13 protein-coding genes and 2 pseudogenes are annotated in these 7,158 nt (G+C 35.4%); all 15 read left to right on the top strand.

Features of this window, described 5'->3' with window-relative positions; translation table 11 throughout:
- Positions 1-221 (top strand): annotated as a pseudogene (locus NE671_RS14535) (hypothetical protein); the annotation flags it as partial.
- A 26-nt stretch (positions 222-247) separates the two neighbouring features.
- Complete coding sequence (locus tag NE671_RS14530; RefSeq protein ID WP_015524970.1) at positions 248-718, top strand: hypothetical protein; 471 nt, start codon at positions 248-250, stop codon at positions 716-718.
- A gap of 25 nt (positions 719-743) precedes the next feature.
- Entirely contained in the window at positions 744-1,007 is a 264-nt protein-coding gene (locus NE671_RS14525; protein ID WP_015524971.1) for a hypothetical protein, read from the top strand.
- A 391-nt stretch (positions 1,008-1,398) separates the two neighbouring features.
- On the top strand, positions 1,399-1,794 hold the full coding sequence (locus NE671_RS14520; RefSeq protein ID WP_015524973.1) for a hypothetical protein: 396 nt from the start codon (positions 1,399-1,401) through the stop codon (positions 1,792-1,794).
- Positions 1,795-1,803: 9 nt separating this feature from the next.
- Positions 1,804-2,175 (top strand): hypothetical protein, encoded by a 372-nt coding sequence (locus NE671_RS14515; protein WP_059086885.1) that lies wholly within the window; start codon positions 1,804-1,806, stop codon positions 2,173-2,175.
- Positions 2,176-2,451: 276 nt separating this feature from the next.
- On the top strand, positions 2,452-2,616 hold the full coding sequence (rd, locus tag NE671_RS14510; protein WP_015524975.1) for a rubredoxin: 165 nt from the start codon (positions 2,452-2,454) through the stop codon (positions 2,614-2,616).
- Between the two features lie 76 nt (positions 2,617-2,692).
- Positions 2,693-3,127, top strand: a complete 435-nt coding sequence (locus NE671_RS14505) for a bacteriohemerythrin (RefSeq protein WP_015524976.1) — start codon at positions 2,693-2,695, stop codon at positions 3,125-3,127.
- A gap of 262 nt (positions 3,128-3,389) precedes the next feature.
- Complete coding sequence (locus NE671_RS14500) at positions 3,390-3,539, top strand: hypothetical protein (RefSeq protein ID WP_015524977.1); 150 nt, start codon at positions 3,390-3,392, stop codon at positions 3,537-3,539.
- A gap of 179 nt (positions 3,540-3,718) precedes the next feature.
- On the top strand, positions 3,719-3,931 hold the full coding sequence (locus tag NE671_RS14495; protein WP_005421604.1) for a DUF6219 family protein: 213 nt from the start codon (positions 3,719-3,721) through the stop codon (positions 3,929-3,931).
- A 3-nt stretch (positions 3,932-3,934) separates the two neighbouring features.
- Positions 3,935-4,390 (top strand): thioredoxin-dependent thiol peroxidase, encoded by a 456-nt coding sequence (gene bcp, locus NE671_RS14490; protein WP_005421605.1) that lies wholly within the window; start codon positions 3,935-3,937, stop codon positions 4,388-4,390.
- Positions 4,390-5,136 (top strand): peroxide stress protein YaaA, encoded by a 747-nt coding sequence (gene yaaA / locus NE671_RS14485; protein WP_005421606.1) that lies wholly within the window; start codon positions 4,390-4,392, stop codon positions 5,134-5,136. Before bcp ends, yaaA begins: the two co-directional genes overlap by 1 nt.
- Positions 5,137-5,225: 89 nt before the next feature.
- Positions 5,226-5,426, top strand: a pseudogene (locus NE671_RS14480) (rubrerythrin family protein); the annotation flags it as partial.
- A gap of 183 nt (positions 5,427-5,609) precedes the next feature.
- Positions 5,610-5,984 (top strand): desulfoferrodoxin family protein, encoded by a 375-nt coding sequence (locus NE671_RS14475; protein WP_015524981.1) that lies wholly within the window; start codon positions 5,610-5,612, stop codon positions 5,982-5,984.
- A gap of 94 nt (positions 5,985-6,078) precedes the next feature.
- On the top strand, positions 6,079-6,237 hold the full coding sequence (locus NE671_RS14470; protein WP_005339874.1) for a rubredoxin: 159 nt from the start codon (positions 6,079-6,081) through the stop codon (positions 6,235-6,237).
- 154 nt (positions 6,238-6,391) lie between these two features.
- Positions 6,392-7,138 (top strand): SDR family NAD(P)-dependent oxidoreductase, encoded by a 747-nt coding sequence (locus NE671_RS14465; RefSeq protein WP_005421611.1) that lies wholly within the window; start codon positions 6,392-6,394, stop codon positions 7,136-7,138.
- The last annotated feature ends 20 nt before the right edge of the window (positions 7,139-7,158 follow it).

Genomic DNA, 7,158 nt, shown 5'->3' with positions numbered 1-7,158 from the left:
GAGCAGGAAGCCCCCACTTCAAAATCGTAAGATTTAAGTGGTGGGAGCATGTCACTTGCTTTGTGGAACAGATTGATATTTACAGGGAGGAATCGTATTTCAGATTCTTCAAGTACATAAGAGTTCACTTTTCGTTGTATTTTAAAGAAAGAGAGACATGGAAACTTTGGAACAACAGCGAAAGTATCTTTGAAAAAGATCAAGGGATTACAATAAAATGATATGTAAATGAAGAGTAAGGGGAAAAATGCTGATTACGGATATTATTAACATTTTGGGGAATGAGTTTAGTAGTATATATTGCGTAAATCGTCAAGATCAGTACATTCAGATTTATAGACATCTAAATGAAAACACAGAGTTAGATGAATTAATGAACGAGAAGAAAACATATGAAACCGTAATACAAAAGTATATAGAGACCAATGTATTTGAAGAAGACAGAAATAAAATGCTGGTTGCTACGGATTTTAATAATATATGCAAACAACTGCAACTGGTCTCACAGTTCACAATACATTACAGGATAAAAAATGGTAATGATATTTTGCGTTATCGTATGAAATGTGCAAGAATTGGAAATGCAGATACATTCGAAAAAATAGTGTTTGCGTTTGCAAGTGAGGATTCAGATATAAGATTAGATGAGTTAGGCATTATGAACTTGAGCAGCACCGGTGAGAAAAGAAAAAGCATCTTTTCTCTGCTTATTAAGTGATGATTGTGAGCTGGATCATCGGAGAATGGACAATGTTATTAATGAGTTTGTAGAGAATGCTCCGATTAAAGGAATAAAGATTAAATATGGTATTTACAAAAATATAGATAAGAATCTTTCAATAGCTACCATATATGATTATGCATCTATGGCGGCAGAAACAGTTATGGAAGATTATAATCATGACTATGCGTATTATACAGATGAACTGGCGCAGAAGAGACTTTATAACCAAATGATAGAAAACGATTTTACAGATGCTTTGAAAAATAAGGAGAGATTGGTATAGACGATATTATTTGGATTATTAATCGGCAGGGATAGTCACTTTCCCTTTATATTCCTGCAGGTTTTACATAAGAAGATGGATTTCGGTCAGCAAAGGCAGCTCCCACAATGCCTTTTGGATATCCGCTTCTGCAAGTTGTAGTAAGTAATTGCTTCCCATCAAAATCATGGGGAAAGCGAACTGGTCTGAAAGACCGCCAGTTAGTGTGATGATGATAAGGAGATTTTGAAACTGATGACAGACAGAGATTATGCAATTAAATCAGTGAAAGAAATTACCTTCCATATGGCAAGTCATGCACAGGATTAAGACATTATACTGATATTAAAGAACTGATGACAAGCTACCAGAAACTGATTTTAGAAAACCAGTTGTATTGGAAGAACTGGATATGGAGTGCCAGGAGAAAATCAATGAAGATATGGCATATGCATTGAGTTATTTGAGCATTTATAACAATCAGCTGAATGTGCCAAAGATGCACCGGGAAATGAATAACCTGATGATCATTTATGGCTTGTCTGATATGATCTATCGTGGAATGACACTGGTGAAGTTCTATGCACCGAATGGTGTGATGCTCAGTGAAATCCTTCATTCCTGTTTTTGCAGTCATTATAATAAGACAGATGTGGAAGTACAGCAGGAGCTAGGAATAGGCAGGACTTCTTTTTATAAAATGAAGAAGCAGGCACTTGGATATTTAGGATTTTATTTTTACGAGATCGTGGTACCGCAGGCAAAGGATAAAAGATTTAAACCGTCACTGGGCGTTGAGGAAGAGTAGGTGAGTAATATGAGATACGAAGATTCGATGAAAGGTGTAGCTGATCAAATAATCAAAGAACAGCAGCGAGCCAGTAAAATTAAAAACAATCCAGAAGAGTTCCATTGGCATGACGAATATGCAACGTTGAATTTCTTTCGGTTTATCTGCAAAAATATCGGTAACTTGAGAAATGGAGAAATTGAAAAAATGGTCACACGTTTAAAGTACATAGATCAGAAAGCAGTGGAAAACCATGTGAATGGTGCTGTTTGGGCATTTGATTATGATAAAATGTTCTGTGTATTGATGGAAAATGAAATTTGTCGAAAGGTGTGTGAAAAGAATAAATATAACAGTTGGATGAATCTGATGGGACAGTATTGTGTTTCAAGGACTTAAAGACGAAGAAAGTTGTTGGAGAGAAATAATTTCCAGCAACTCTGTCTTTAATGAATAGAGTTCATTTTTTTATTCAACTATTCCCATGATATATACAATATGTAAATGTGCAATTCAAATATCAGTTTATGCTAAGTGCAAAAATAATAATAATTACTATTATTGACAAAAGAATAATTATCATGTATAATACAGATATACAAGAAACAAAGTGTTAGAAAAATTGCTAGGAACTTGGTAACAAAAATAAATCGACATTGAAAATGGAAAATGACTATGAAAAAATATGAATGTGAACCATGTGGATATATTTATGATCCGGCAGTAGGAGATCCAGACGCCGGTATCGCTCCAGAAACTGCATTTGAGGATATTCCAGATGACTGGACATGCCCAATCTGCGGATTAGGAAAAGATGTTTTCGTTCCTGTAGAAGACTAAGCAGAAAATGCAGGTACGAAACTGCCAGACATTAAAAGAGCCTAAGAGAACATATAAAAGAAATGGAGGTCAAATTATGACTTACGATTTAAACATTACCTTTGATGACAATTTAGTAACAGGAAATAAAACAATCGATACACAGCACAAAGAATTGATTGACCGTATCCAGAACTTTGTAACTGCCTGTCAAAATGGCGACAGCAAAGTAAAAGCAATCAAAATGCTGGATTATCTGGATGAATATACTGACTTTCATTTCAAAGAAGAGGAAAAGCTTCAGGAAAAATCCGGTTATCCAGAGCGTGAAAAACATTATGAAAAACATGAAGAGTTTAAAAAGACAATTCAAGAACTGTATGAATACCTTCAGGAGTATGAAGGACCAACAGATCGGTTCAGTGAACTTGTACAGAAAAATGTAATCGACTGGCTGTTTGGACACATTAAAACATACGACCGCTCTGTGGCAAAATTTATCTTTATGAAACAAAATCCAGACCGATGCTAAAATAAACCAGGGAACGAGTTCACTCAGAATGTAGACAACGTGATGAAGTAAATTAGGGGCTGTCACAATGCAGCCCCTTTCCTGTTATAGCGATATTCTAGGTAATATATTGCGCTGGCATGACATATTATTTTACTACTACTATATGGGAAGAGCAAGCAGCTCTTCTTTTTTTTGTCCTTTTTATCCAATTTTAAGTTGTAAAGTCTCTTTTCATTCGACAAAATTCTCCACAGACAGAGGATATGCGACGAGCATTGATATGAACATCTATTTATGGAAAGAGGATATTGAAGACGGGGAATCGGTAATGACAGCCGAATATAGACCTGTAGAATACGGAAAGGACTATGATGTTGTCAATAATCCTGATAAATTTCAACTATATATAGATGGAAAAGAGATTAAATAGTAATCTCCTGAAAGCAAGCTTTTTGTCAATTATTTCAAAGAAAAATTAAAGGATAACAATACATAGTTTTGACAATGATATTTTGAAAAAATTTATAGGAATGCTCTATTATCAAATTGACATAGGAATATGGTAGCGTATAATTAGAATTGAATACACTGAAAAAATGGAGGAATTACATGAAAGCACATAAATATTGGTCAGTAGGAGCATTGATCACAATGCTTGGGACTTTTTACACTGGATATAAAAAGCAAAAATCAAGTCACAAATACTTTGCTTTAAGTTCTATGTTATGTATGGTAATGGCGATATATACAGGTCATAAAATGATTACCGGGAATAGGAAGAAAAAGGCGAATAAAGAGAAAGATACAGAAAGGGAGGGATAAATAATGTTGGAAGTAGGGGTTAAGGCACCGGATTTTGAGTTGCCAGATCAAAATGGGAAAATACATAGATTATCGGATTATACAGGAAAAAAAGTGATTTTATATTTCTATCCCAAGGATAATACAGCGGGATGCACGAAACAGGCATGTGGGTTTTCTGAGCGATACCCTCAGTTTACCGAAAAAGGAGCAGTTATTCTTGGAGTCAGTAAGGATTCTGTATCCTCTCATAAGAGATTTGAGGAAAAATATGGATTGACATTTACACTTTTAGCAGATCCAGAGCGGAAAGTTATTGAAGCATATGATGTATGGAAAGAAAAGAAAAATTATGGCAAAGTCTCTATGGGAGTAGTAAGAACCACATATCTTATTGATGAACAGGGGATTATTATAAAGGCAAATGATAAAGTCAAGGCTGCAGATGATCCTGAAAATATGCTCAAGGAATTAGATTAATGAAGATAATATTATCCCCTGCTAAAAAGATGATTACAGATACTGACAGCATAGCGCCGGATGGATTGCCTGAATTTATTGAAAAGACGACAGAGATACAAAGTTGGTTGAAAAGTAAGTCAAAAGAAGAACTGAAGACTATCTGGAAATGTAATGACAAAATTACAGAACAGAACTTCAATAGATTGGAAAACATGGATCTTTATCATTTACTTACCCCAGCTGTCTTATCATATGAAGGAATTGCTTTTCAATATATGGCTCCATCCGTGTTTGAGGACAGTCAATTCGAGTATGTACAAAATCATTTGAGAATAATATCTGCATTTTATGGTGTGCTAAAACCAAGGGATGGTGTGACACCTTATCGTTTGGAAATGCAGGCGAAGGTTGGAATAGGAGAAACAAAAAATCTGTATGAGTACTGGGGAGATTTATTATACCGCTCAGTGATTGATAACAGCAGGATTATAATCAATCTGGCATCGAAAGAATACTCTAAGTGCATAGAAAAATATCTGACACGACAGGATAGATACATTACGATTACATTTTGTGAGTTATCAGGAGATAAACTGGTGACAAAAGGTACATATGCTAAGATGGCCCGTGGTGAAATGGTTAGGTTCATGGCTGAAAACAGAATTGAAAATCCTGAGGATATTAAGAAATTTGATAGACTAGGCTATTCATTCCGCTCTGATTTATCATCAGATGCAGAATATGTTTTTGAACGGAAAAAATGATGATTGAATGATTATTTTAAATAAAAGGTAATCAGTAATATTGATTATTATAATAATAGTAATTATTACTATTATCTATTGACAATAAACAGATTGAGATGCACCACGAAGAGAGATATCGTGCACTTCTTAAGAATATTGAAACTGCACAGGTGTTTGAAAAGAGTGAAGTTAAGGTATGGGAATGCCGTAACTGTGGACATGTTGTGGTAGGAACAAAGGCACCTGAGATATGTCCAGTATGTAACCATCCACAGAGTTATTTCGAAATACGTGAAGAGAACTATTAAAGAGAAGGAGATTATTACAAAGAAGAAAGTGATTATTAAAAAAAGCAGTAATGATAGGCTGTGGCTTTGTTGGTTCTGCATCGGTTGGTAAAGAAGCATTAAAGTTTAAGAATCGACGGATGCTTTGAAGAAAGTTATAGAAACAATTGGATTTTAAATTTTAAACATAGGAAGATAAAAAAGATGGAAGTAAAATATTATGTATGCAATCATTGTGGAAACATTATTGAAATGTTAAAGGATCAAGGCGTACCAGTAATGTGTTGCGGAGAGGCTATGCATGAGTTAAAAGCTGGAGTGACAGATGCTGCTGTTGAGAAGCATGTACCTGTATATACAGTGGACAAACAGCATGTACATGTTGTGGTCGGTGAAATAAAACATCCAATGCTTGATAATCATTTCATTGAATGGATTACACTAAATACAAATCAGGGTATTTATAGAAAACAGCTAATTCCAGGACAGGAACCTATTGCGGATTTCTGCCTCTGTGATGGAGAATATGTAGAAGAAGTATACGCATACTGCAATCTTCATGGACTCTGGAAATGCTAAAAACACTTGACTTTCGTGCTAAGATTACAAAATAATTCAGATACAACAGTAATATATGCTGTGTATTAATATATTTATAAGGAGGAATAAACTAATGAAATATGTATGTGACGTTTGCGGATGGGAATATGATGAAGAGGAAGGTTATCCTGAAGGTGGTATTGCACCAGGAACAAAGTGGGAGGATGTTCCAGAAGATTTTGAATGCCCATTATGTAATGTTGGAAAAGATCAGTTTTCAGAAGTTGAATAGAAGCCTAATCTTGTGTTAAATACAGATGGATAAACCAAAACCCTGGTGCGTGAGCAACAGGGTTTTTTATTGCGATATTTTGTGATGATATCACAGAAAATAATCTACCTTTTGCTTATAATGTAGTTAGAAACTAAGTAAGGAGGTAGTCTAAATGAGATTAAAAGATAAAGTTGCAATCATTACGGGTGGAAGCCGTGGTATAGGATTTGCTACAGCTGATAAATTCTTGAAGGAAGGTGCTTCAGTTGTGTTGGCAGCAAGTTCACAGGAATCGGCAGATGTTGCTGTAGATAAATTAAAAGAAAAATATCCCAATGCAATAGTTGCTGGAATTAGTCCAAATCTGGCAAGCATGGAGTCTGTCAGAAAGGCTTTTAAAGAGGCAACTGAAAAATATGGATGTGTCGACATACTGGTAAATAATGCAGGGATTTCAGAAAACACCTCATTTATGGATTATACAGAGGAGACTTTTGATAAAGTCATGGATCTAAATGTAAAAGGAGTATTTAATACTACTCGTGTAGCAGCAGAATGTATGGTGGCAAGAGGCAAGGGGGTCATTCTCTCAACTTCTTCCATGGTGAGTATTTCGGGACAGCCAAGTGGGTTTGCTTATCCGGCATCGAAGTTTGCAGTAAACGGATTGACTGTATCATTAGCAAGAGAACTAGGACCTAAAGGTATTCGTGTTAATGCTGTTGCACCTGGAATTACAGAAACTGATATGATGAAGGCCGTGCCAAAGGAAGTTATCGAACCTATGATTGAAAGAATTCCATTGCGTCGTCTTGGACAGCCAGAAGATATTGCCAACGCGTTTGTGTTTCTTGCTTCAGATGAGGCGAGTTACATTACAGGTGTTATATTAAGTGTAGATGGTATGGCAAGAAGTTAAGTTAATGAGGTATGGTGATG

This window comes from Blautia sp. DFI.9.10 (assembly GCF_024461705.1).
GTDB classification, from domain to species: domain Bacteria; phylum Bacillota; class Clostridia; order Lachnospirales; family Lachnospiraceae; genus Blautia_A; species Blautia_A fusiformis.
Note: the sequence above shows the minus strand (reverse complement) of the source record. Positions and strands in the feature narration are given on the sequence as shown.

Excerpts from the sequence above, each read along its gene's own strand:
- NE671_RS14530 (WP_015524970.1), top strand. The coding sequence starts at position 248 with ATGCTGATTACGGATATTATTAACATTTTGGGGAATGAGTTTAGTAGT.
- NE671_RS14525 (WP_015524971.1), top strand. The coding sequence starts at position 744 with ATGGACAATGTTATTAATGAGTTTGTAGAGAATGCTCCGATTAAAGGA.
- NE671_RS14505 (WP_015524976.1), top strand. The coding sequence starts at position 2,693 with ATGACTTACGATTTAAACATTACCTTTGATGACAATTTAGTAACAGGA.
- bcp (WP_005421605.1), top strand. The coding sequence starts at position 3,935 with ATGTTGGAAGTAGGGGTTAAGGCACCGGATTTTGAGTTGCCAGATCAA.
- NE671_RS14470 (WP_005339874.1), top strand. The coding sequence starts at position 6,079 with ATGAAATATGTATGTGACGTTTGCGGATGGGAATATGATGAAGAGGAA.
- rd (WP_015524975.1), top strand. The coding sequence starts at position 2,452 with ATGAAAAAATATGAATGTGAACCATGTGGATATATTTATGATCCGGCA.
- NE671_RS14465 (WP_005421611.1), top strand. The coding sequence starts at position 6,392 with ATGAGATTAAAAGATAAAGTTGCAATCATTACGGGTGGAAGCCGTGGT.
- yaaA (WP_005421606.1), top strand. The coding sequence starts at position 4,390 with ATGAAGATAATATTATCCCCTGCTAAAAAGATGATTACAGATACTGAC.
- NE671_RS14495 (WP_005421604.1), top strand. The coding sequence starts at position 3,719 with ATGAAAGCACATAAATATTGGTCAGTAGGAGCATTGATCACAATGCTT.
- NE671_RS14475 (WP_015524981.1), top strand. The coding sequence starts at position 5,610 with ATGGAAGTAAAATATTATGTATGCAATCATTGTGGAAACATTATTGAA.
- NE671_RS14520 (WP_015524973.1), top strand. The coding sequence starts at position 1,399 with ATGGAGTGCCAGGAGAAAATCAATGAAGATATGGCATATGCATTGAGT.
- NE671_RS14500 (WP_015524977.1), top strand. The coding sequence starts at position 3,390 with ATGAACATCTATTTATGGAAAGAGGATATTGAAGACGGGGAATCGGTA.
- NE671_RS14515 (WP_059086885.1), top strand. The coding sequence starts at position 1,804 with ATGAGATACGAAGATTCGATGAAAGGTGTAGCTGATCAAATAATCAAA.